20 protein-coding genes are annotated in these 22,813 nt (G+C 67.4%); 6 read left to right on the top strand and 14 right to left on the bottom strand.

All coding sequences use genetic code 11. The features are described from left to right. Nucleotides 1-53: 53 nt before the first annotated feature. The 6 genes from tkt to ACZI8W_RS08805 all read left to right on the top strand — a co-directional run bounded on the left by tkt (nt 54) and on the right by ACZI8W_RS08805 (nt 7,401). Nucleotides 54-2,156 (top strand): transketolase, encoded by a 2,103-nt coding sequence (gene tkt, locus ACZI8W_RS08780; RefSeq protein ID WP_463368112.1) that lies wholly within the window; start codon nt 54-56, stop codon nt 2,154-2,156. A 5-nt stretch (nt 2,157-2,161) separates the two neighbouring features. Then, nucleotides 2,162-3,307: a transaldolase gene (tal, locus tag ACZI8W_RS08785; RefSeq protein WP_463368113.1), complete on the top strand. Its 1,146-nt coding sequence runs from the start codon at nt 2,162-2,164 to the stop codon at nt 3,305-3,307. A gap of 2 nt (nt 3,308-3,309) precedes the next feature. Further along, nucleotides 3,310-4,851, top strand: a complete 1,542-nt coding sequence (zwf, locus tag ACZI8W_RS08790) for a glucose-6-phosphate dehydrogenase (RefSeq protein ID WP_463368114.1) — start codon at nt 3,310-3,312, stop codon at nt 4,849-4,851. After that, entirely contained in the window at nt 4,848-5,756 is a 909-nt protein-coding gene (opcA, locus tag ACZI8W_RS08795) for a glucose-6-phosphate dehydrogenase assembly protein OpcA (RefSeq protein ID WP_463368115.1), read from the top strand. Before zwf ends, opcA begins: the two co-directional genes overlap by 4 nt. Continuing rightward, a complete protein-coding gene (pgl, locus tag ACZI8W_RS08800) occupies nt 5,749-6,504 on the top strand; it encodes a 6-phosphogluconolactonase (protein WP_463368116.1) in 756 nt (251 codons plus the stop codon). The genes opcA and pgl overlap by 8 nt, the downstream gene beginning before the upstream one ends. 408 nt (nt 6,505-6,912) lie before the next feature. Continuing rightward, complete coding sequence (locus ACZI8W_RS08805) at nt 6,913-7,401, top strand: SRPBCC domain-containing protein (protein ID WP_463368117.1); 489 nt, start codon at nt 6,913-6,915, stop codon at nt 7,399-7,401. Nucleotides 7,402-7,453: 52 nt separating this feature from the next. Here ACZI8W_RS08805 and ACZI8W_RS08810 read toward each other — a convergent pair whose 3' ends face one another. From ACZI8W_RS08810 to ACZI8W_RS08875, 14 genes are all read right to left on the bottom strand, one after another. Beyond that, entirely contained in the window at nt 7,454-8,713 is a 1,260-nt protein-coding gene (locus ACZI8W_RS08810; RefSeq protein ID WP_463368118.1) for an RNA polymerase sigma factor, read from the bottom strand. Between the two features lie 4 nt (nt 8,714-8,717). After that, nucleotides 8,718-9,062 (bottom strand): YciI family protein, encoded by a 345-nt coding sequence (locus ACZI8W_RS08815; protein WP_463368119.1) that lies wholly within the window; start codon nt 9,060-9,062, stop codon nt 8,718-8,720. Between the two features lie 106 nt (nt 9,063-9,168). Next, a complete protein-coding gene (gene ppc / locus ACZI8W_RS08820; RefSeq protein ID WP_463368120.1) occupies nt 9,169-11,925 on the bottom strand; it encodes a phosphoenolpyruvate carboxylase in 2,757 nt (918 codons plus the stop codon). A 46-nt stretch (nt 11,926-11,971) separates the two neighbouring features. Next, nucleotides 11,972-12,205 carry a preprotein translocase subunit SecG gene (gene secG, locus ACZI8W_RS08825; RefSeq protein WP_463368121.1) on the bottom strand — a complete coding sequence of 78 codons (234 nt, stop codon included), beginning with the start codon at nt 12,203-12,205 and terminating at the stop codon, nt 11,972-11,974. Nucleotides 12,206-12,353: 148 nt separating this feature from the next. Beyond that, entirely contained in the window at nt 12,354-13,139 is a 786-nt protein-coding gene (gene tpiA, locus ACZI8W_RS08830; RefSeq protein WP_463368122.1) for a triose-phosphate isomerase, read from the bottom strand. A 2-nt stretch (nt 13,140-13,141) separates the two neighbouring features. Beyond that, nucleotides 13,142-14,353 (bottom strand): phosphoglycerate kinase, encoded by a 1,212-nt coding sequence (locus ACZI8W_RS08835; protein WP_463368123.1) that lies wholly within the window; start codon nt 14,351-14,353, stop codon nt 13,142-13,144. 29 nt (nt 14,354-14,382) lie between these two features. Continuing rightward, entirely contained in the window at nt 14,383-15,399 is a 1,017-nt protein-coding gene (gene gap, locus ACZI8W_RS08840) for a type I glyceraldehyde-3-phosphate dehydrogenase (RefSeq protein ID WP_463368124.1), read from the bottom strand. A 122-nt stretch (nt 15,400-15,521) separates the two neighbouring features. Further along, complete coding sequence (gene whiA / locus ACZI8W_RS08845; protein WP_463368278.1) at nt 15,522-16,499, bottom strand: DNA-binding protein WhiA; 978 nt, start codon at nt 16,497-16,499, stop codon at nt 15,522-15,524. Next, a complete protein-coding gene (locus ACZI8W_RS08850; protein WP_463368125.1) occupies nt 16,496-17,521 on the bottom strand; it encodes a gluconeogenesis factor YvcK family protein in 1,026 nt (341 codons plus the stop codon). The genes whiA and ACZI8W_RS08850 overlap by 4 nt, the downstream gene beginning before the upstream one ends. Beyond that, a complete protein-coding gene (rapZ, locus tag ACZI8W_RS08855; RefSeq protein ID WP_463368126.1) occupies nt 17,518-18,441 on the bottom strand; it encodes an RNase adapter RapZ in 924 nt (307 codons plus the stop codon). Before rapZ ends, ACZI8W_RS08850 begins: the two co-directional genes overlap by 4 nt. Further along, nucleotides 18,438-20,597, bottom strand: a complete 2,160-nt coding sequence (gene uvrC / locus ACZI8W_RS08860) for an excinuclease ABC subunit UvrC (RefSeq protein ID WP_463368127.1) — start codon at nt 20,595-20,597, stop codon at nt 18,438-18,440. Before uvrC ends, rapZ begins: the two co-directional genes overlap by 4 nt. 10 nt (nt 20,598-20,607) lie before the next feature. Further along, nucleotides 20,608-21,081 carry a PH domain-containing protein gene (locus ACZI8W_RS08865; protein ID WP_463368128.1) on the bottom strand — a complete coding sequence of 158 codons (474 nt, stop codon included), beginning with the start codon at nt 21,079-21,081 and terminating at the stop codon, nt 20,608-20,610. Next, on the bottom strand, nt 21,078-21,560 hold the full coding sequence (gene ribH / locus ACZI8W_RS08870) for a 6,7-dimethyl-8-ribityllumazine synthase (RefSeq protein WP_463368129.1): 483 nt from the start codon (nt 21,558-21,560) through the stop codon (nt 21,078-21,080). The genes ACZI8W_RS08865 and ribH overlap by 4 nt, the downstream gene beginning before the upstream one ends. Continuing rightward, the gene (locus ACZI8W_RS08875; protein WP_463368130.1) at nt 21,560-22,810 is read right to left on the bottom strand and encodes a bifunctional 3,4-dihydroxy-2-butanone-4-phosphate synthase/GTP cyclohydrolase II; all 1,251 of its coding nucleotides are present in this window, start codon (nt 22,808-22,810) and stop codon (nt 21,560-21,562) included. Before ACZI8W_RS08875 ends, ribH begins: the two co-directional genes overlap by 1 nt. Nucleotides 22,811-22,813 lie beyond the last annotated feature (3 nt).

The raw sequence follows: 22,813 nt of genomic DNA on the forward strand, positions 1-22,813 counted from the left end.
GGCATTTGCGCCCGCCGACGCCCCGTACCCCCATGTCAGGAGACTTCAAGCTCGTGTCGATCACAGACGAGATCCGCACCCTCACCCAGCCGGTCCACCCCGCCGACTGGACCGACCTGGACACCAAGGCCGTCGACACCGCGCGGGTTCTCGCCGCCGACGCCGTCCAAAAGGTCGGAAACGGGCATCCGGGCACCGCAATGAGCCTGGCTCCGCTGGCCTACACGCTCTTCCAGCGGGTGCTGCGACACGACCCGACCGACCCGAAGTGGGTCGGTCGCGACCGCTTCGTGCTGTCGTGCGGGCATTCCAGTCTGACGCTGTACGTGCAGCTGTACCTGTCGGGTTACGGTCTCGAACTCGCCGACCTCGAGTCGCTGCGCACGTGGGGTTCGCTCACACCCGGACACCCCGAGGTCGGGCACACCGCCGGCGTCGAGATGACCACCGGCCCGCTGGGCCAGGGACTCGCCTCCGCCGTGGGTATGGCGATGGCAGCCCGTCGCGAGCGTGGCCTGTTCGACCCCGACGCCACACCGGGCTCGAGCCCGTTCGACCACTACATCTACGTGGTGGCCTCCGACGGCGACATCGAGGAGGGCGTCACCTCCGAGGCGTCCTCGCTCGCCGGGGTGCAGGAACTCGGCAACCTGATCGTCTTCTACGACGACAACAAGATCTCCATCGAGCACGACACCGCGATCGCCCTCGGCGAGGACGTCGCGAAGCGCTACGAGGCATACGGCTGGCACGTGCAGACCGTCGAGGGTGGCGAGAACGTCTCCGCGTTGCTCGAAGCTGTCGAGAACGCCAGGGCCGTCACCGATCGTCCGTCGTTCATCTCGGTGCGCACCATCATCGGTTACCCCGCCCCGACCAAGATGAACAGTGGCGATGCGCACGGTGCTGCGCTCGGCGCCGACGAGGTCGCCGCGGTCAAGTCCGCGCTCGGGTTCGATCCGGAGAAGAGCTTCGACGTCGCCGCCGAGGTGATCGAGCACACCCGCCGGGTCGTCGATCGCGGCACCAAGGCACGCGAAGCCTGGCAGGCCGACTTCGATGCGTGGGCCACGCGCGAGCCCGGTCGCAAGGAACTCTTCGATCGTCTGCACGCGGGCGCCTTCCCCGTCGGCTGGGTCGACGCGCTTCCCACGTACGAGCCGATCGAGAAGGGGCCCGCCACGCGCGCCGCGTCGGGTAAGGCACTCGCGGCCCTCGGCCCCCTCCTGCCCGAGCTGTGGGGTGGCTCCGCCGACCTCGCGGGCAGCAACAACACCACGATCTCCGGATCCGAGTCGTTCGGACCGGTGTCCATCTCGACGAAGGACTGGACGGCACAGCCGTACGGCCGCACCCTGCATTTCGGTGTCCGCGAGCACGCCATGGGGTCGATCCTCAACGGCATCGCGCTGCACGGCCCGACCCGCCCGTACGGGGGGACCTTCCTCGTGTTCTCCGACTACATGCGTCCCGCGGTGCGTCTCGCCGCCCTGATGCAGACTCCGGCGATCTACGTGTGGACCCACGATTCGATCGGTCTCGGTGAGGACGGTCCGACCCACCAGCCGGTGGAGCACCTCACCGCGCTGCGGGCCATCCCGAACCTCGCGGTGATCCGCCCGGCGGATGCCAACGAAACCTCGTTCGCGTGGAAGGCGGCGCTCGAGAACCGCACCGGGCCCACCGCGCTCGCCTTGACCCGCCAGAATGTGCCGGTACTCGAGGGGACCCGCGAGAAGGGCGCCGAGGGCGTCTCCCGTGGCGCGTACGTGCTTGCCGAGGCGTCGAACGGCACCCCCGAGGTCGTGCTGCTCGCAACCGGTTCCGAGGTCGAGCTTGCCGTCGCTGCCCGCACCACGCTCGAAGCCGACGGCGTCCCCACGCGAGTGGTGTCGGTTCCGGTCCTCGACTGGTTCCTCGAACAAGATCCGGCCTACCGCGACGAGGTGCTGCCCCCGACGGTCAAGGCTCGCGTCTCGGTCGAGGCCGGCCTCGCAATGCCGTGGTACCGGCTCCTCGGTGAGGCCGGCGAGCCGGTCTCGCTCGAGCACTACGGCGCCTCCGCCGACTACAAGACCCTGTACCGCGAGTTCGGCATCACCGCCGAGGCCGTCGTCGACGCCGCCCGCCGCTCGCTCACCCGTGTGAAGGGATGAACCCGATGACCCAGCAGACTTCCACCCAGAACGAGAAGTTGGCGCAACTTTCCGCCCAGGGCGTGTCGGTGTGGCTCGACGACCTGTCGCGTGAGCGCATCGAGTCCGGTAATCTCGCCGAACTCGTCGCCACCCGCAGCATCGTCGGCGTCACCACCAATCCATCGATTTTCCAGGCCGCGTTGTCGAAGGGGCACGCGTACGACGCGCAGATCCGGGAGCTCGCTGCGTCCGGAGCCGACGTCGACGCCACGATCCTTGCCGCTACCACGGACGACGTGCGTGCGGCGTGCGATGTGCTCACCCCGGTCTTCGAGGCATCCGGTGGACTCGACGGCCGTGTGTCCATCGAGGTCGACCCCCGGCTGGCGCACAAGACCGAGGAGACGGTTCAGCAGGCGATCGAGCTGTGGAAGATCGTCGACCGCCCGAATCTCTTCATCAAGATCCCGGCGACGGTGGCCGGCCTGCCGGCCATCGCGCGTGTGATCGGTGAGGGCATCAGCGTGAACGTGACGCTGATCTTCTCGGTCGCTCGCTACGAACGGGTGATCGAGTCCTACCTCGACGGTCTCACCGCGGCGAAGGCGGCCGGTCACGACCTGTCGCAGATCCGGTCGGTGGCGTCGTTTTTCGTCTCCCGCGTCGATACCGAGATCGATCCTCGTCTCGAGAACATCGGCACCGATGCCGCGCTCGCTCTTCGCGGCAAGGCCGGGGTCGCCAACGCTCGTCTCGCCTACGCGGCGTACCGCGCGGCGTTCGAAGGTGGTGCACGATTCCCGTCGCTCGAGTCCGCGGGTGCCCACCCGCAGCGCGCGCTGTGGGCGTCGACGGGTGTGAAGAACCCCGATTACCCCGACACCCTGTACGTCACAGAACTGGTGGCGCCGAACACGGTCAACACGATGCCGGAGAAGACCCTCGAGGCCGTCGCCGACCACGGCGAGATCACCGGCGATACGGTCACCGGCACCGTTTCGGCCGCCCAGCAAGTCTTCGATGCGCTCACCAAGATCGGCGTCGATCTGCCCGACGTCTTCCGCAAGCTCGAGGACGAAGGCGTCGAGAAGTTCGAGGTGTCGTGGAACGAGTTGCTGACGGCCACCTCTGAGCAGTTGGCTGCCCACGCTCCGGGCGCGGAGGGCTGAGCGTGCGCGAATCCGGCGCGGCGGCGTGGGTCAATCCGCTGCGGGATGCCAGAGACCGTCGACTTCCCCGCATCGCGGGGCCATGCGCCTTGGTGATCTTCGGGGTCACCGGCGACCTGGCCCGACGGAAGCTGATGCCCGCGGTATACGACCTGGCCAATCGAGGTCTGCTGCCGCCCGGATTCGCGCTGGTCGGTTTCGCCCGGCGAGACTGGGCCGACGAGGACTTCGGTCAACTCGTCCACGACGCGGTGCGCGACCATTCGCGTACTCCGTTCCGCGAAGAGGTGTGGCAGCGCCTCTCGGAGGGAATTCGCTTCGTACAGGGCTCCTTCGACGACGACAGCGCCTTCGAGGAATTGGCCGCGACACTCGAAAAACTCGATCGTGAACGCGGTACCGGCGGAAACCACGCGTTCTATCTTTCGGTGCCGCCGGTGGCGTTCCCGGTGGTGTGCGGGCAGTTGTCCCGCTCCGGGCTCGCCGAACCGGAGAACGGGGCGTGGAGCCGCGTGGTGATCGAGAAGCCCTTCGGGCACGACCAGGAAAGTGCCCGCGAACTCAATTCCGTCGTCGGCGAGGTGTTCTCCGAAGATTCGGTGTTCCGCATCGACCACTATCTCGGGAAGGAAACCGTCCAGAACATCCTGGCGCTGCGTTTCGCGAACCAGCTGTTCGATCCGATCTGGAACGCACACTATGTCGACCACGTGCAGATCACGATGGCCGAGGACATCGGCCTCGGCGGTCGTGCGGGGTACTACGACGGGATCGGCGCAGCCCGCGACGTCATCCAGAACCACCTGCTGCAGCTGCTTGCCTTCACAGCGATGGAGGAACCGGTCAGTTTCGCGCCGACCGAGTTGCGCGCCGAGAGGATCAAGGTGCTCTCCGCGACCCGCCTCGCCGAGCCTCTCGACGCGACCACGGCACGCGGCCAGTACACCGCGGGCTGGCAGGGCGGCGAGCCCGTGGTGGGGTTGCTCGAGGAGAAGGGCTTCGCATCCGATTCGGCGACCGAGACCTACGCCGCGATCACCCTCGAGGTCGATACCCGCCGGTGGGCGGGCGTGCCGTTCTACCTCCGCACCGGCAAACGGCTCGGTCGCCGCGTCACCGAAATCGCGGTGGTGTTCAAGCGCGCACCGCACCTACCGTTCGACACCACGATGACCGAGGAACTCGGCCAGAATGCTCTCGTCATCCGGGTCCAACCCGACGAAGGTGTCACGATGCGCTTCGGCTCCAAGGTGCCCGGCTCCGAGATGGAGGTCCGTGACGTGAACATGGACTTCAGCTACGGTCAGGCCTTCACGGTATCGTCCCCCGAGGCATACGAACGTCTGCTGCTCGACGTACTACTCGGCGAACCGTCACTGTTCCCGGTGAATGAGGAGGTCGAATTGTCCTGGCGCATCCTCGATCCGGTGCTCGAGCACTGGGCGGAGTCGGGTCGCCCCGAGGGATACGAATCGGGCACGTGGGGTCCGGCGGCCGCCGATGAGATGCTGCGCCGGTCCGGTCGCGAATGGAGGCGACCGTGAGGGTCCAGTTGCGCGACACCTCCGCCGTCGATGTCAGCAAGAAGATCGTGGAACTGCGGCGCACGGGTGGTGTTGTCACCCAGGGCCGCGTGCTGACCCTGATCGTGTGCGCCGGCGACGCACGCCGCCTCGAGGCGTCGATCTCGGCGGCGACCGATGCGTCCCGCGAACATCCGTGTCGCGTCGTCGTGATCGGCCGGGGGCGCGCCGACGGCCCACCCCGACTCGATGCCGAGATCCGGGTCGCCGGTGAGGCCGGTGCCTCCGAGGTGCTGATCCTCGCGTTGCACGGCGAACTCGGCGACCATCAGGAATCGGTCGTCGTGCCGTTCCTGCTTCCGGATACACCGGTGGTTGCATGGTGGCCGAATCAGGCACCTCCAGTTCCGGCGCGGGATCCGGTGGGGAAGCTCGCGGTGCGGCGTATCACCGACGCCACCAACGCGATCGATCCGCGGGCCGACATCGTGGGACGGCTCACCGGGTACCGGCCCGGCGACACCGACCTTGCCTGGGCCCGGATCACGTACTGGCGTGCACTGCTCGTCTCCGCGTTGGATCAACCGCCCCACGAGAAGGTGCTCTCGGCGAAAGTGTCGGGCCTTCACGGGGAGGTCGCGGTCGATTTGCTGGCCGGATGGCTCGCGAGCCGGCTCGATTGCCCGGTGCAGCGCGCAGTCGGCGAACTGCGCGTCGAACTGCACACCGAAACCCAGACGATCGTGCTCGATCGGCCGCAGGACGGTCGAGTCGCGACGTTGCAGCGCACCGACAAGCCCGACGCGCTGATCACGCTGGCACGCCGCGATTCTGCCGAGTGTCTCGCCGAGGAACTGCGACGCCTCGATCCCGACGAAATCTACGAGGCCGCGCTGGCCGAACTGTCGAAGGTGGAATATGTCTGAGTTCGGTACCGTGGAGATCGCGAAGCTCGCTGATGCCGATGCGGTGGCGAAAGCTGCTGCCGCGGAATTCGTCGAGGCGATCGTCACCGCGCAACGCGAACGTGTGCAGGCATCTGTGGTTTTGACCGGCGGGGGTACCGGTATCGCGATGCTCGACCATGTCCGCCGCGCTCAGGGCGGCATCGATTGGTCGGCGGTGAATGTGTTCTTCGGCGACGAACGATTCCTCCCCCCCGGCCACCCCGACCGCAACGAGGTGCAGGCCCGCGCGGCGTTGCTCGATCTCGTGCCGATCGATCCGTCCCGCATCCACACGATGCCGGCGCTCGGCGAAGACGAATGCGCCACCCCGCAGGAGTCTGCCAAGCGGTATACGGAGATGCTCGCGCAGCACTCCCCCGACGGCACCGTGCCCGCCTTCGATGTGCATCTGCTCGGCATGGGCGGTGAAGGGCACATCAATTCGTTGTTCCCGCACACGGATGCGGTGCGGGAGAATACCCGGTTCGTGGTCGGCCTCGACGATTCCCCGAAGCCCCCGCCTGCGCGGGTGACGTTGACGTTGCCCGCGATTCAGCGGGCGCGACAGGTGTGGCTGCTCGTCACCGGCGACACCAAAGCCGAAGCGGTCGCCGCCGCGGTCGGTGGCGCCGACCCGCAGGACTGGCCCGCGGCAGGCGCCCGTGGCACCGAACGTACCGTGTGGTTCGTCGATCCTGCTGCGGCAGAGGACCTTCCGAAGTCCTGATCGTCCTACCGATCTGCGCTCCGCAGACGCTCATCCGGTAGTCGCCGCGCCCACCGCAGTCACTCCTCCGGTCCGTTCCGATCCGGATCGTCCTGACCCGGCCGTTGCTGCGGCGTGGCCCCGCCCACGTGCACGCACCGTATCCGCGTCAGCGAACGCGGACCACTCGTCGCGCGCAGCGCCCTCAGTGGTGACCTGGTCGGTACGCATCGCGCCGTGCGTGGATCCATGCGGCGGGCTCCTCACGTGGTTGCCGCGGCGTGTCGCCGCGTGATTTCCCTCTCGTCAAGTTCGACGCGGCGAATGTCCGAACGGTTCCCTTTCGCGGCGATTACGTCATCGGATCGTCCGCGTGCTGCGCGACAATGGGTAGAGCACAGGCACAGAACGCGGGAGAGGAGTGTCGCGATGAGCACCCCGACGACCACCCCCGGAGCGATTCGCCCCGAGCAGGATTGCCCGGTCGGCTCGTCCTTGGTCACGTTGCAGTACCAGCGTGTGGTCGTCCGCCCGCTCGGTGAGGTGTGGACGGCCCTGACCGACCCCGAATCCCTCTCGCGCTGGTACGGCACGTACACCGGCGATCCGATGACCGGATGGATTCGCCTGACGACGACCGACCAGCACGACACCAGCACCACCGATGTGCGGGTGCTGAAATGTACTCCACCGACGGGTTTCGTCGTCGACATCGACGGATGGTTGCTCGACGTCGCGTTGCACTCGATCGGTCAGGTCACCACAGTCGAGTTCGCCCATCGACACGTGCCCCGGTCTCAGGCCGGGGAGATCGGCCCCGGCTGGCAGTACTATCTCGACCGATTCGAGGCCGCGCTGGCCGGGGCACAGCTCCCACGGTGGGACGAGTATCCGGATCTCGCCGACGAGTACCGGTGATGTTCCAGGCACCCCTTCTGCACAGTCCCTGCCGGGGTTCGCTGCTGAGATCTCACTGCCGGGTGATCTCGCTGAGCTTCATCGCGAGGTACCGACGTTCCGGCTCGGTACCGGCGAGGTCCAGCGCGCGCCGGTACAACTCGGCAGCTTCGCCGTGGCGTCCGAGGAGGTGCAGCAGCTCGGCCCGGGCCGCGACATACGGGTGGTGCTCGCGCAGGGTCGGCTCCCCGGCCAGCTCGTCGAGCTGAGAGAGTCCCGCTGCGGGACCGTCGCGCATCGCAACGGCCACCGCGCGATTCAACGCCACGATCGGCGACGGCGTCAGGGCGACCAGTACGTCGTAGAGCGCGACGATCTGCGGCCAGTCGGTATCACCGGCTCGCTCCGATTCGTCGTGCACCGCCGCGATCGCCGCCTGCACGGCGTACGGGCCAGGGTGTCCCCCGGTCAATGCCTCGCCGACGAGACCTGTGCCTTCGCGGATCATCGCTCTGTCCCATCGTGTGCGGTCCTGGTCGTCCAGCAGCACCAGCGCACCCGAAGGGTCGGTGCGTGCTTCGTGACGGGCGTGCACGAGCAGGATGAGCGCGAGAAGCCCGGTCACCTCGCGCTCCGAGGGCATCAGCCGGTGCAGGATCCGGGCCAGGCGGATCGCTTCCTCCGCGAGGTCGAGGCGCTGCAGTGCGTCTCCGGAGCTCGCTGCGTATCCTTCGGTGAAGATCGAGTACACGGCGCCGAGGACCACCGGCAACCGCTCGGGAAGCTCGTCGCATCGCGGTACACGGAACGGGATGCGTGCACCACGAATCTTCTTCTTGGCCCGCACGATCCGCTGGGCCATGGTCTTGTGCGGGACGAGGAAGGCACGCGCAACCTCGCCGGTACTCAGTCCGGCGAGGCACCGCAGGATCAACGCGATGCGGTCGTCCGGCGACAAGGCCGGATGCGCGCACGCGAAGAAAAGCTCGAGCCGGTCGTCGGGCAGGTCATCGCCGACGGGAGCCTGCGCGGATTCGAATCTCTCGGCTTCCACCGCGAGGATCGCCAGCCGATCGGTGTAGGTGCGATCACGGCGGAGGCGATCGAGAGCGCGTCTCCGCGCGGTGGTGAGCAACCAGGCGCCGGGTCGGTCCGGGACGCCGTCCACCGGCCAGTGCCTCAATGCCGCTTCAACAGATTCGGACGCGACTTCCTCTGCGAGGTCGAGATCACCGAACCGGTGGACGAGCGCCGCGAGCAGCCGACCGTGTTCCTCCCGGAACACCGCCTCGACCCGTAGCGCGGTGTCGGCAGAGGTGTCCGGGTCGGTCACGGTTCTACGCCCCGAACTCCGCGATGGGTCGCACCACAACCCGGCCACCGCCGCGTGACCCCGGGCAGCGTGCTGCCCAGTCGAGTGCGACGTCGAGGTTCGGGACATCGATGACGTCGTATCCTCCGAGCACCTCGCGGCTCTCCGCGAACGGCCCGTCGGTGACGCTGCGGCGGCCGTCGGCGTCCACCTGAACGGAGGTGGCGGTGACGAGGTCGTCGAGGGCATGTCCGGAGACGAAGACTCCCGCCTCCTTCAACTCCTTGTCGTATCGCTGCCAATCCTCGAAGTCGCAGGTGGGCTCGATGTCGGAGCCGGTATCTGCGTAGATCATCAACATGTACTTCATGGTGGTCCTCCTGTGTGGGAATGTGCGGCCGGGTTGCCGTACATGATGACGACGAACGGACCCATCTCGAATCGACACACCACCGGAAAACTTTCTCGCGGGAATCTCAGCCGCTGTTGCGCAGGGCGGTGGCCAGTCCGTTCATGGTGAGTTGGATTCCGCGCCTGACCTGATCGGTGTCTTCACCGCCACGATATCGCCGCAGCAGTTCGACCTGCAGGTGGTTGAGCGGTTCGAGGTACGGGAATCGGTTGTGCAGCGACCGTTCCAGGGCAGGATTGTCGGCGACCAGCGAGTCGTACCCGGTGATCTGCAGGTACACCCGGACGGTGCGTTCGTGTTCGGCGACGATCCGGCCGAACACTCGCGCGCGTAGCGCTTCGTCTTCCACGAGTTCCGAGTACCGGGCAGCCAACCCGAGATCCGACTTGGCCATGACCTGCGCCATGTTCGACAGCACGGACCGGAAGAAGGGCCACCGACGGTAGAGCTCCTGCAGCGTCGACAGCCGGTCGGGGTCGTCGCCGATCCATTCCGTGACGGCACTTCCCGTGCCGTACCAACCGGGCAGCATGACGCGCGATTGGGTCCAGGCGAGCACCCACGGAATGGCGCGCAGGTCGGCGATCGCCTTCGTCGGTTTGCGGGACGCCGGGCGACTCCCGATGTTCAGATCACCGATCTCCGCGACGGGGGTCGAGGTGGTGAAGTACTCGACGAAGCCCGGAGTGTCGTGCACGAGATCCCGGTAGGCGAGGTGCGCGAGGCGGGCCAGCTCATCGAAGACCCGGTACGCCTCGGGTGCGTCGGCGCCGAGCCCTTCCACGTCGAGGAGCGTGGATTCGAGCGTGGCGGCGACGAGCGCTTCGAGGTTGCGGCGGGCCAGCACGGGGTCGCGGTACTTCGCCGAGATCACCTCACCCTGTTCGGTCAGGCGTAGCGACCCGTTCACCGCACCCGGCGGCTGCGCGAGGATCGCATCGTAGCTCGGCCCGCCGCCACGGCCGACGGTGCCGCCGCGTCCGTGGAACAGGCGGAGCCGGATTCCGGTGGCGCGCGCCGCGTCCACCAGGTCGAGTTCGGCCCGGTACAGCGCCCAGTTCGCGGCGAGATAGCCGCCGTCCTTGTTCGAATCCGAGTATCCGAGCATGATTTCCTGCACGCCGTCGTGGGCGTCGACGAGGCTGCGGAACTCCGGGACGGCGAGCGCTGCGGTCAGGGTCGCGGCGCCCCCGCGCAGGTCCTCGATCGTCTCGAACAGGGGGATGACCTGCACCGTACATCGAGGATACCCGGCGTCGAGGTCGAGCAGGCCGACCTCCTTGAGCAGCACCTCCACTTCGAGCAGGTCCGACACGGAGGTGCACATGCTGATGATGTAATGTTCGATTGCTGCAGGCCCGATGCGTCGTACCGCGCCCGCGGCGGCACGCAGAATGGCGAGTTCCTTCGCGGTCTCCTCGCTCAGATTCGCCTGCGGTGTGGTCAACGGGCGACGAACGCGCAGTTCCGCGATGAGCAGGGCAACGCGGGCGTCCTCGTCGAGTTCGCTGTAACGGTCGGTCACCCCCGCCCAGGCCAGCAATTCAGCGACTACGCGTTCATGGACCTCCGAGTTCTGGCGGAGGTCCAGCGGGGCGAGGTGGAATCCGAACACCTCGACAGCGCCGCGGAGCCGGGCCAGGCGGTCGTCGGCAATCACGGCACTGCCCGCGCTGCGCAGTGATGCGTCGAGGACTCCGAGGTCGGCGAGCAGCTGCGCCGGCGTGTCGTAGCCGCCGCGTGCGGTATCGACGGTGTTCGGCAGTTCGATCCCCGGGTGCAGCTGCGCCGCCGTCGTGGAGAGCCGACCGCGGATCCCGTGGACCGCGCGACGATACGGTTCGTCGCTGTGGGCGGGATCGTCGTCGCCGGAGCGGTCTGCAAGCGCACCAAGCTGTTCGGTGACCGGGGTGATCCGGCCGGACATCGACAGCTCGCGTTCGAGCGCCGCGAGCTCACCGAGGTGGTGGCGCAGCGCCGTGGCACTCGCCCGGTCGCAGGCCGTCACCACGACGTCGGCGTCGACGTTGGGGTTGCCGTCGCGATCGCCGCCGATCCACGATCCGGGCCGCACGAGTGGCTGGGTGAGGATCGCCGCACCGGGCCAGCGGCGTCGCAGTTCGCGGCGGACCTCGGCATTGAGTTCGGGGACGACGTCGAACAGCGCAAGCTCGTAGTACCGCAGACCGTTCTCGATCTCGTCACTGATCCGCAGCCGGGACAACCGGATCAGCGCCGTCTGCCACAACGTCAGGATCTGTCGGTGTAGGTCTTTCTCGAGTGCCGTACGAGCCCGCGGGTCGACGGTGTATTCGCGGCGACGCATGAGGTCGGCAACCGCGGTCTGCACATCGAAGACGGTGCGGCGCCGGGTTTCGGTCGGATGCGCGGTGATGACGGGTGCGACGAGCGCGGCAGCGAGTGCATCAGCGACGGCGTCGCGGTCGAGATGCGCTGCGTCGAGTCGGGTGTAGGTTGCGGCGAGGGAACTGGCCGGAGCCGGGTCGCCGGCGCGCACGTGGACGGCCCGTCGACGCCCGCGGTGGAGGTCTTCGGCAAGGTTCGCCAGGAGCGCGAAGTGGCTGAATGCGCGCACCACCGGTATGGCATCGGCGGTGGGGACCGCGGCGAGGCGCGCGGCCAGTTCGGGGCGCTCCAGTTCGGAACGCCGGATCTGGAAGCTGGCGACGCGCGCAGCTTCTACGAGGTCGAAGATCTCGTCGCCCGCGTGTTCTCGGACGACGGTGCCGAGCATGCCGCCGAGCAGTCGAATGTCGTCGCGGAGCGGTTCGGTGGCCGAAGCCGGAGCGGTGTCGGTCATGGGGACAGTATCCGCGGGCGATTGCCGCTCCGCGACCGCTACGGCGTCAGCTGAACTTGATCTGCAGCCCGATACCGAGGATCGAGATGACCCAGATCATGCCGACGAACAGGGTCACCCGGTCGAGGTTCTTCTCCGCGACGGTCGAGCCGGACAGGCTCGACTGGACTCCGCCGCCGAACAGGCTCGACAGGCCGCCACCCTTGGCGCGGTGCAGCAGCACCAGCAGGATCAACAGGAGGCTGGTGGCGATCAGCAGGATGTCCAGGAACAGTGCCATGTCTGTGTTCAGTGTCCTTCAGCTGGTGGGTGACGTCGGCCGTCAGCTTACCTCGTGGGTGTCGACTGATCGGTTGCGCGTCCGAAGCCGGAACGGCTGTGGGCGCCTCGAGACTCCCACAACCGTTCCGGCTCGAATCGGCGGCGCCTTACAGCAGCGGACCGCCGGCAGCGATCGCCGACAGTTGCGCGAACTCGTCGGCCTTGAGTGACGCACCGCCCACGAGACCACCGTCGACGTCGGGCTGAGCGATGAGCTCACCGACGTTCTTGGCGTTGACGGAACCGCCGTAGAGGACCCGAACAGCGGCCGCAATCTCGGGGGAGGCGAGCTCGGCGAGGGTGGCACGCACCGCGGCACATACTTCCTGAGCGTCGGTGGCCGAGGCCACCTTGCCCGTGCCGATGGCCCACACGGGCTCGTACGCGATCACCGTCTTCGCGATGTCCTCGGCCGACAGACCGGCGAGCGAACTCTTCAGCTGCCCCACGTTGTACTCGACGTGCGTGCCGGCCTCGCGGATGTCGAGGCCTTCGCCGATGCACACGATCGGGGTGAGGCCGTGCGCGAGCGCGGCCTTCGCCTTGTCCCTGACGACTTCGTTCGTCTCCCCGTGCAGTGTGCGACGCTCGGAGTGCCCGACAACCGCGAACGTGCAGCCGAGCTTGGCGAGCATCGCACCCGAGATCTCGCCGGTGTAGGCACCGGACTCGTGGGCCGACACGTCCTGTGCACCGTAGGTGAGCCCGATCTTGTCGCCCTCGATCAGCGTCTGCACCGAGCGGATGTCGGTGAACGGCGGTATCACCGTCACGTCGACCTTCTCGAGGTACTTGCCGGGAAGGGTGAACGCGATCTTCTGCACCAGGGCGATGGCCTCGAAATGGTTGAGGTTCATCTTCCAGTTGCCCGCGATCAGCGGTTTCCGTGCCATTCTCACGCCTCCAGAGCTGCGATGCCGGGAAGTTCCTTGCCTTCGAGGTATTCGAGGGAAGCGCCACCACCGGTGGAGATGTGCGAGAACCCGTCGTCGGGCAGACCGAGCTGACGCACTGCCGCGGCCGAGTCGCCGCCGCCGACAACGCTGAATGCGCCCTTGCCGGTGGCTTCGACGATGGCCTCGGCGACACCCTTGGTGCCCGCGGCGAACTTCGCGAACTCGAACACGCCCATCGGGCCGTTCCAGAACACCGTCTTCGCGGAGGTGAGCAGCGAGGTGAAGCGCTGCACCGACTCCGGTCCGATATCCAGTCCCATCCAGCCGTCCGGGATCTCGGACGCCGGGACCGTCTTCGCTTCGGCTTCCGCGGAGAAGCTGTCGGCCACCACCACGTCCTGCGGGATGTGCAGAACGTCGGCGTAGCGGTCGAGCAGGCTCTTGCAGGTGTCGATCATCGACTCCTCGAGCAAGGAATTCCCCACCGAAAGGCCCTGTGCAGCAAGGAATGTGAAACACATTCCGCCGCCGATGACGAGGGTGTCGACCTTCGGCGCGAGGGCCTCGATCACGGCGAGCTTGTCGGAGACCTTGGAACCGCCGAGCACCACCGCGTACGGGCGTTCGGTGTCGGTGGTGAGCCTGGCCAGCACCTCGACCTCCGTGGCGACGAGACCGCCCGCATAGTGCGGTAGCAACGTCGCCACGTCGTACACCGACGCCTGCGCACGGTGCACCACACCGAAACCGTCGGAGACGAACGCGCCGTCGTCGCCGACAAGTTCGACGAGTTCGCGGGCGAGCGCCTGCCGCTCCGCGTCGTCCTTGCTGGTTTCGCGCGGATCGAAACGGATGTTCTCGAGCAGGAGGATGTCGCCGTCGGTCAGGCCTTCGGAGCGGGCCAGGGCGTCCTGCCCGACGACGTCGCCGGCAAGCTGGACGTTACGGCCGAGCACGTCGCCGAGTTTCGCGGCGACAGGCGCCAGCGAGAACTTCGGGTCGGGTTCGCCCTTGGGTCGGCCCAAGTGCGCGGTCACGACGACCTTGGCGCCTGCCTCGGCGAGCGCCCTGATCGTGGGCGCGGACGCGAGGATGCGGCCGGGATCGGTGATCGTCTCGCCGTCCAGGGGAACATTGAGGTCGGAGCGCACCAGCACGCCACGACCCTCCACCCCTGCGTCGAGCAGATCCTTCAGCGTCTGAACTGCCACTGTTCGGATGTCCTGTTCGATGTGAGGTATCAGAGCGACTTGGCAACGAGACCGATGAGATCGGCCAAGCGGTTGGAGTAACCCCACTCGTTGTCGTACCAGGACACGATCTTGACCTGATCGTCGATGACCTTGGTCAGCGGCGCGTCGAAGATCGACGAATGCGGATCGGTGACGATGTCCGAGGACACGATCGGGTCGGTGTTGTACTTCAGGATGCCCTCGAGCGGCCCCTCAGCTGCAGCCTTCATCGCAGCGTTGATCTCGTCGATCGACGCGGACTTGCGCAGATTGGCGGTGAGGTCGGTGACCGAACCGGTCGGGATCGGCACGCGCAGCGCGTACCCGTCGAGCTTGCCGAGCAGCTGCGGGAGAACCAGGCCGATGGCCTTGGCCGCACCCGTACCGGTGGGCACGACATTGAGGGCGGCGGCGCGGGCACGACGCAGGTCCTTGTGCGGCGCGTCCTGCAGGTTCTGATCCTGCGTGTAGGCGTGCACGGTCGTCATCAGGCCCCTCTCGATGCCGAACTCGTCATCGAGAACCTTGGCAATCGGGCCGAGGCAGTTGGTGGTGCACGAGGCATTCGAGATGATGTTCTGGCTGCCGTCGTACTTGTCGTCGTTGACGCCCATGACGATGGTGATGTCCTCGTCGGTGGCTGGCGCAGAGATGATGACCTTCTTGGCGCCGGCGTCGAGGTGACCCTTCGCCTTGGCTGCGTTGGTGAAGATCCCGGTGGACTCGACGACGACGTCGACACCGAGATCGCCCCACGGAAGCGCAGCAGGGCCTTCCTTGATGGAGAGCGCCTTGATCTTCTGGTCGCCGACGACGATGAAGTCGCCCTCGACACGGACGTCCTTGTCGAGGCGACCCAGGATCGAGTCGTACTTCAGGAGCGTCGCGAGAGTGTCGTTGTCGGTGAGGTCGTTGACCGCGACGATCTCGATGTCCGTGGTGCCGAGCGCCTTCTGCGCCTCCACAGCACGAAAGAAATTACGTCCGATACGACCGAAGCCGTTCACGCCTACGCGGACAGTCACAGTGAAGCTCCTTTGCCCAGATCTCAGATGATTGTGCTGGTGTGACCACCACACTAATGTGCGTGGTTCACCGCGTGGGATCCGCCCTTCGGTGGCACGGATCACCACTTCAGGGTGACGCGCTACGCCTCTTCGAGCAACTCCGCGGTCACCGCCGATTCGGTGTCGGGGACGCCGAGTTCCTTCGCGCGGCGATCGGCCATGGACAACAGCCGCCTGATCCGACCGGCGACAGCGTCCTTGGTCATCTGCGGATCCGCGAGCTGACCGAGTTCTTCGAGCGAGGCCTGCCGATGTTGCACCCGCAGCGAGCCGGCCGCCGCGAGATGGTCCGGAACATCGGCGCCGAGGATCGCCAGTGCCCGCTCGACCCGGGCGGCCGCCGCGACCGCGGCTCGCGCCGACCGGCGCAGGTTCGCATCGTCGAAGTTGGCCAGGCGGTTGGCCGTCGCGCGCACCTCGCGGCGCATACGACGTTCTTCCCAGGTCAGGCGGGTATCCTGGGCGCCCATCTGGGTCAACAGCGCACCGATGGCCTCACCGTCCCGGATCACGACGCGGTCGGCACCGCGTACTTCGCGTGCCTTCGCGGTGATCCCGAGACGGCGGGCAGCACCCACCAGGGCCAGCGCGGCTTCCGGCCCTGGGCAGCTGACCTCGAGTGCCGACGAGCGTCCCGGTTCGGTGAGCGAACCATGCGCCAGGAACGCACCGCGCCACGCTGCGGCGGCATCCGACACGCTGCCGCCGACCACCTGCGCCGGCAGACCCCGCACCGGCCGGCCACGGCTGTCGAGCAGCCCGGTCTGCCGAGCAAGTGCCTCACCGTCCTTACCGACCCGCACCACGTAGCGCGAACTCTTGCGGAGCCCACCGGCACCGAGAACGAGCACCTCCACCTGGTAGCCGTACAGCTCGAAGATCTCCTTACGCAGCCGCCGCGCTATCGACCCGAGGTCGGCCTCCGCTTCGACGACGACCCGACCCGCGACGATGTGCAGACCGCCCGCGAACCGCAACAACGACGACACCTCGGCCTTGCGGTTGCTGGTGCGGGTGACGACGAGCCTGCTCAGCTCGTCCTTGACCTCCGCTGTCATTGCCACGAGACGATCTCCCTTCCGCCACCGCCCACGGAACTGATGTGTCCGTGCGGCCTGGTCAGATATTGTCCGAGCGCCCTCGCCAACTTGACGGGGTCGTGCCGATGAGTTCCGGTTTCGGCGACGTCGACGAAGTCGACGGCGGCACCGAATCCGGTCGCGGCACGACGAAGATGCTCACGTTCGCGCCCGGCGGGTACCGACGCAGCGTCGACGACGACGTTGTCGACACGGAAGTCCGGCGCATGCTGGGCCAGAACGTGCAGGTGCCGTTCCGCGGAGAACCCGGCGGTCTCCCCCGGCTCGGCAGCCAGATTGAGAACCAGCACCTTGCGGGCGCTCGTGTGGATCAGTGCATCGTTCAGTTCCGGAACCAACACGTGCGGTATGACACTCGAAAACCACGAGCCCGGTCCGAGCACCACCAGTTCGGCGTCACACACCGCATCCAGCGTATCGGGGCCGGCCGGCGGATTGGCCGGGATCAGCCGAACACGCCGTACCTTCCCGGGCGTGGTCGCGACCGCGACCTGTCCGCGGATGCATCGGCTCGCGCGCGGATCTGCTTCGAGCCCGGAGACGTCCGCCTCGATGTCGAGGGCAATCGGTGACATCGGCAGGACCCTCCCGCGCACCTGCAGCAGGCGGCCGACGGTGTCGAGGGCGGCGACGGTGTCGCCCAGCACCTCGGTGAGGCCCGCGAGGATCAGGTTGCCCACCGAGTGTCCGGCAAGGGCGCCGGTACCGCCGAAACGGTGCTGCACGGTCTCCGTCCAGACACCCACCTCGGGGTCGTCTGCGGACATCGCGGCGAGTGCCATACGTAGGTCACCGGGAGGAATCACGCCGAGTTCGGCGCGCAGCCGACCCGACGATCCGCCGTCGTCGGCGACAGTGACGACGGCGGTGACTCGATCCGTGAGCCGGCGTACGGCGCGCAGCGTCGCGAACAGGCCGTGCCCCCCGCCGAGCGCCGTGATCGCCGGACCCGTCGGAGACTCTCCGAGATAGGTGCTCACTCGCGCCCCAGATCACGGTGCACGACATGCACGTCGAGTCCGGGTTCACCGGTCAGCCGACCCGCCAGGGCTTCGGTCATGGCGACGCTGCGGTGCTTACCACCGGTACAGCCCACGGCGATCGTCATGTAGCGCTTGCCCTCCCGCCGGTAGCCGGCCGTCGTCAGTTCGAGCATCCGCTGATAGCTGTCGAGGAATTCCGGCGCGCTCTCATGGGCCAGTACGTAGTCGCGCACCGCCGCATCGCGGCCGGTCTGCGGACGCAATTCGGGAACCCAGTGGGGGTTGGGGAGAAAGCGCACGTCGCACACGAGGTCGGAGTCCATCGGCAGACCGTACTTGAAACCGAACGATTCGACGGTCACCTGGATGGTGTCGGACGTCGCATCTCCGAAAGCAGTTTCGATCTTGCGGCGCAGTTCCGGGCCGGTGAGCGCGGAGGTGTCGACCACGAGATCGGCCGCACCCTTCACCGGTGCGAGCTGTTCGCGCTCGGCTGCGATCCCGTCGATGAGGGTGCGGTCGGCGGTGTCGGCCTGTAGCGGGTGACTGCGGCGGACCTGCTCGAATCGTCGGACGAGCACGGCGTCGGAGGCCTCGAGGAACAGTACGCGGGTCTGGACGGGCCGTGCAGCCAGTTCGTTGACGACCTGTCCGAGATCGCCGGTGAACAATCGGCTACGCACATCCATGACGATGGCAAGGCGTTCGAGCGGCGGATCGGCGCGCACGGCCAGATCGATCATCGAGATGACCAACTGCGGCGGGAGGTTGTCGGCGACGAACCACCCGAGGTCTTCGAGTGCGGTGGCCGCGGTACTCATCCCGGCTCCGGACAATCCGGTGATGATGATCACCTCGGCCCGGCGAGTGGCACCGTCTCGCCTCGTTTCGCTGCTGCCTCGACCCTCAACCGTCATTGCTGCGACTCCGCTCGTACTTCCGACACGCCGACCGTGTCATCATCGCCCACCGGCGTGTCCCCTGCATCCGGGACGGATTCCGAAGTCGGGTCGGGTGCAGATGCCGACGGGTCGTTCGCCGCCTCGCCGCGGAGTGCGTCGCGTACGGTCCGCGCGGTTGCGCGGCCGATGCCCGGCACCGCCGTGATCTCTTCGACGGTGGCCTCGCGCAGTTTCGCGACCGAGCCGAAATGCGTCACGAGCGCCTTGCGGCGGGTGTTGCCCAGACCCCGGATCCCGTCGAGCGCTGACGCCGTCATCCGCTGCGAGCGTTTGCTGCGGTGGAAGGCGATGGCGAACCGGTGCGCCTCGTCGCGTACTCGCTGCAGCAGGTACAGCGATTCGCTCGCCCTCGGCAGAATTACCGGGTCGTCCTCGCCGGGCACCCACACTTCCTCGAGGCGCTTGGCGAGACCGATCACGGCGACATCGGTGATACCGAGGTCGTCGAGGACCTCGGTGGCCGCCGCCACCTGCGGCGCACCACCGTCCACCACATACAGGTTCGGTGGGTACGCGAAGCGACGCGGCCTGCCGGTGGCCGGATCGAGCGCAGCTTCCGGGGCGGCATCGCCGCCGTCGGAGCCATCGGCACCGAGCGCGGTGTGCGCAGCGTCGCGGTTGTGCCGCAGGAACCGGCGACGGGTGACCTCGGCAATCGAACCGACATCATCGGATCGTCCGTCCCCGGCAGCCTCCTTGATCGCATAGCGCCGATAGTCGGATTTGCGGGGCAGTCCGTCTTCGAACACGACCAGTGACGCGACCACATCCGTGCCCTGCACGTGACTGATGTCGACGCACTCGATGCGCAGGGGCGCCGAGTCCAGGTCTAGAGCTTCCTGGATACCCTGCAACGCCGCCGAGCGTGCGGTGAAATCCCCCGCCCGCCGCAGCTTGTGCTGGGTCAACGCCTCCCCGGCGTTGCGCAGCACCGTTTCGGCCAGCGCCTTCTTGTCGCCGCGCTGCGGCACGCGCAGTCTTACCGGTCCGCCGCGGAGTCCCGACAGCCACCTGCTCATTTCGTCCGGATCCGGGGGTAGCACCGGCACGAGTACCTCGCGCGGCACCACGCTTGCGGCGCGGTCGCCGTCCGAAGCGGTGGTGAGTGCGACTTCCTCCCCGTAGAACTGGGTGAGGAATTGTTCGACGAGCAGCGACAGCTCTTCGTCGCGGTCGGCGTCGTCGGATTCGGCCGGTCGTGTGTCGCGGTCGGCGGGACGGTCGATGACGTCGCCGGACTTCTCGACGACCCAGCCTCGTTGACCGCGGACGCGGCCGCCGCGCACGTGGAATACCTGGACAGCGACCTCGAGCTCGTCCCCCGCGAACGCGACGAGATCAGCGTCCGTGCCGTCGCCGAGTACCACCGCTTGTTTCTCGAGTGCCTTGCGAAGCGCGCCGAGATCGTCGCGCAAGCGAGCCGCGAGCTCGAAGTCGAGTTCCTCGGATGCGGCGTGCATGCGTGCCTCGACATCGCGGACGAGTCGGTCGGTGCGACCGGCGAGGAAGTCGCAGAAATCGTCGACGATCCGGCGGTGGTCGTCGACGTCGACGCGACCGATGCAGGGGGCCGAGCACTTGTCGATGTAACCGAGCAGGCACGGCCGTCCGATCTGCTCGTGTCGTTTGAAGACACCGGCCGAGCAGGTTCGGGCCGGGAACACCCGCAGCAGTAGGTCGAGGGTTTCCCGGATGGCCCACGCGTGGGAGTAGGGGCCGAAGTAGCGCACGCCCTTGCGCCGGGGACCGCGGTAGACGAACAGGCGCGGGAACCTCTCCCCCACGCTGACGGCGAGCATCGGATACGTCTTGTCGTCGCGATAGCGCACATTGAAGCGCGGATCGAATTCCTTGATCCAGTTGTACTCGAGTTGCAGCGCCTCGACTTCGGTGCGGACCACCGTCCACTCGACGCTGCCGGCAGTGGTGACCATCTGCCGAGTACGTGGGTGCAGAGAAGAGACGTCGGCGAAATACGAGTTCAGTCGTGAACGCAAGCTCTTGGCTTTGCCGACGTAGACGACCCGGCCGTGCGGGTCGCGGAATTTGTACACCCCCGGCTCCGTGGGGATGGTGCCGGGGGCGGGGCGGTATGTCGAGGGGTCGGGCACGCCGTCCAGACTAGTCGGCTGTTCCGACACCCCGGCCGTAGCGTGCTTCGATCTCGCGGAAGCGTTCCAGGGCGTCGACAGCATGCGCACCGTCGCGGGCCTGCACCGCGACCACGGCCAGATACTCGTCGTCGGGAAGCTCGAGGTGCGCCCAGGGCGCGTCATGCGGGAACGAGATGCCGCGCACCTGACTCCACTCGAAGTGCTTCTCCTGGAACATGTTCCGAAGTGCCACCCCGCTCGCACCGGCGCGCAGTCGCGGTCGGGCGAAGAGCAGGACCCCCGCCGCGACCACGAACCCGATCATGACCATCGCGATCTGGTCGGCGACGCGCAGGTGCACACCGGTGTCGCCGCCCGACCGCAGGACGAGGGCAGCGCCGATGTGCGCGACCACCAGGAGTCCGGCAACAACCTGCGCCGCCACGGTCATCTTGCGAGCGCGGACGTCGAGTTCCCACACGGTCTCGGTTGCTGCAGTCACGGCGTTACTCCCCGGAGCCGACGTAAGGTGACGGCGGCGTCGAGTGCGGCGGCACACGCCTGACCGCCCTTGTCCTCGACCGAACCCGGCAGCCCAGCGCGGTCGAGTGCCTGTTGCTCGGTATCGGTGGTGAGCACACCGTTGCCCACCGGCGTCCCCTCGTCGAGTGCGATACGCGTCAACCCGTAGGTCACGGCGTCGCACACGTACTCGAAGTGCGGGGTTCCGCCACGGATCACGACACCCAACGCAACCACGGCATCGTGAGTGCGGGCGAGTTGCTGCGCGACCACGGGCAGTTCGATCGCGCCGGCAACCCGCTCGACGGTGATGTCGGCGATCCCGGCATCCTCGGCGACGCGCCGTGCCCCGGCGATGAGCGCATCGGAAAGTGCGGTGTGCCACCGTCCCGCCACGATCGCCAGACGCAACCCGGCGCCCTCGGCGAGTTGCAGGTCGGGCAGCCCTTCACCGCTCATCAGGCGTCCCCGGCGTCGTAGTCGTCGAGTCCGATCAGGTCGTGTCCCATCCGATCGCGTTTGGTGCGTAGGTAGGTGAGGTTCTCTGCGTTGGCGCGCAGCGGCATCGCAACACGCTCGGTGATCTGCAGACCGTACCCGTCCAACCCGACCCGCTTGGCCGGATTGTTGGTGAGCAGCCGCATCGACGAGACGCCGAGATCGACGAGGATCTGCGCGCCGATGCCGTAGTCGCGAGCGTCGGCGGGCAACCCGAGTTCCAGGTTCGCGTCGACGGTGTCGGACCCGGCATCCTGCAGCTGGTACGCCTGCAGCTTGTGCATCAGGCCGATACCGCGCCCCTCGTGACCCCGCATGTAGAGGACGACTCCGCGCCCCTCCGCCGCCACCATCTCGAGTGCCGCGTCGAGTTGCGGGCCGCAATCGCACCGCAGCGATCCGAACACGTCACCGGTCAGGCATTCGGAGTGCACGCGCACGAGCACGTCCGCACCGTCACCGTCGGCTCCGGCGAGATCGCCGCGGACGAGCGCGACGTGTTCGACCTCGTCGTAGATGCTCTGGTAGCCGACCGCGGTGAACTCACCGTGCCGGGTGGGGATCCGCGCTTCGGCTATCCGCACGACGTGCTTCTCATGCTTACGGCGCCACGCGATGAGATCCGCGATGGAGATCAGCGCGAGGTCGTGCTCATCGGCGAACACCCGCAGCTCATCGGTGCGGGCCATATGGCCCTCGTCCTTCTGCGAGACGATCTCGCAGATCACACCGGCCGGCCGCAGATCAGCCATGCGAGCGAGATCGACCGCGGCTTCGGTGTGGCCGGGACGACGCAGCACCCCGCCTTCCTTCGCGCGCAGTGGCACCACGTGACCGGGACGAGTGAAGTCCAGCACGGTCGAATCGGGATCGGCGAGCAGCCGCATCGTGGTGGCGCGGTCGGACGCCGAGATGCCGGTGCCGATACCTTCCTTCGCGTCGACCGTGACGGTGTATGCCGTGCCGTGCTTGTCCTGATTCGTGGAGTACATCGGCGGGAGTCCGAGTCGGTCGCAGTCGTCACCGTCGAGCGGCACGCACAGGTACCCGGAGGTGTAGCGCACCATGAACGCTACCAACTCGGGAGTGGCCTTCTCGGCGGCGAAAATGAGGTCTCCCTCGTTCTCACGGTCTTCGTCGTCGACCACGACGACCGCTTTACCGGCGGCGATGTCGGCGACCGCGCGCTCGATGGTGTCCAACCTCGTCACTGC

The sequence above is a fragment of the Rhodococcus ruitaii genome (assembly GCF_055230935.1).

Excerpts from the sequence above, each read along its gene's own strand:
- tal (WP_463368113.1), top strand. The coding sequence starts at position 2,162 with ATGACCCAGCAGACTTCCACCCAGAACGAGAAGTTGGCGCAACTTTCC.
- pgl (WP_463368116.1), top strand. The coding sequence starts at position 5,749 with ATGTCTGAGTTCGGTACCGTGGAGATCGCGAAGCTCGCTGATGCCGAT.
- ACZI8W_RS08805 (WP_463368117.1), top strand. The coding sequence starts at position 6,913 with ATGAGCACCCCGACGACCACCCCCGGAGCGATTCGCCCCGAGCAGGAT.
- ACZI8W_RS08815 (WP_463368119.1), bottom strand. The coding sequence starts at position 9,062 with ATGAAGTACATGTTGATGATCTACGCAGATACCGGCTCCGACATCGAG.
- ppc (WP_463368120.1), bottom strand. The coding sequence starts at position 11,925 with ATGACCGACACCGCTCCGGCTTCGGCCACCGAACCGCTCCGCGACGAC.
- secG (WP_463368121.1), bottom strand. The coding sequence starts at position 12,205 with ATGGCACTGTTCCTGGACATCCTGCTGATCGCCACCAGCCTCCTGTTG.
- tpiA (WP_463368122.1), bottom strand. The coding sequence starts at position 13,139 with ATGGCACGGAAACCGCTGATCGCGGGCAACTGGAAGATGAACCTCAAC.
- whiA (WP_463368278.1), bottom strand. The coding sequence starts at position 16,499 with ATGACAGCGGAGGTCAAGGACGAGCTGAGCAGGCTCGTCGTCACCCGC.
- rapZ (WP_463368126.1), bottom strand. The coding sequence starts at position 18,441 with ATGACGGTTGAGGGTCGAGGCAGCAGCGAAACGAGGCGAGACGGTGCC.
- ribH (WP_463368129.1), bottom strand. The coding sequence starts at position 21,560 with ATGAGCGGTGAAGGGCTGCCCGACCTGCAACTCGCCGAGGGCGCCGGG.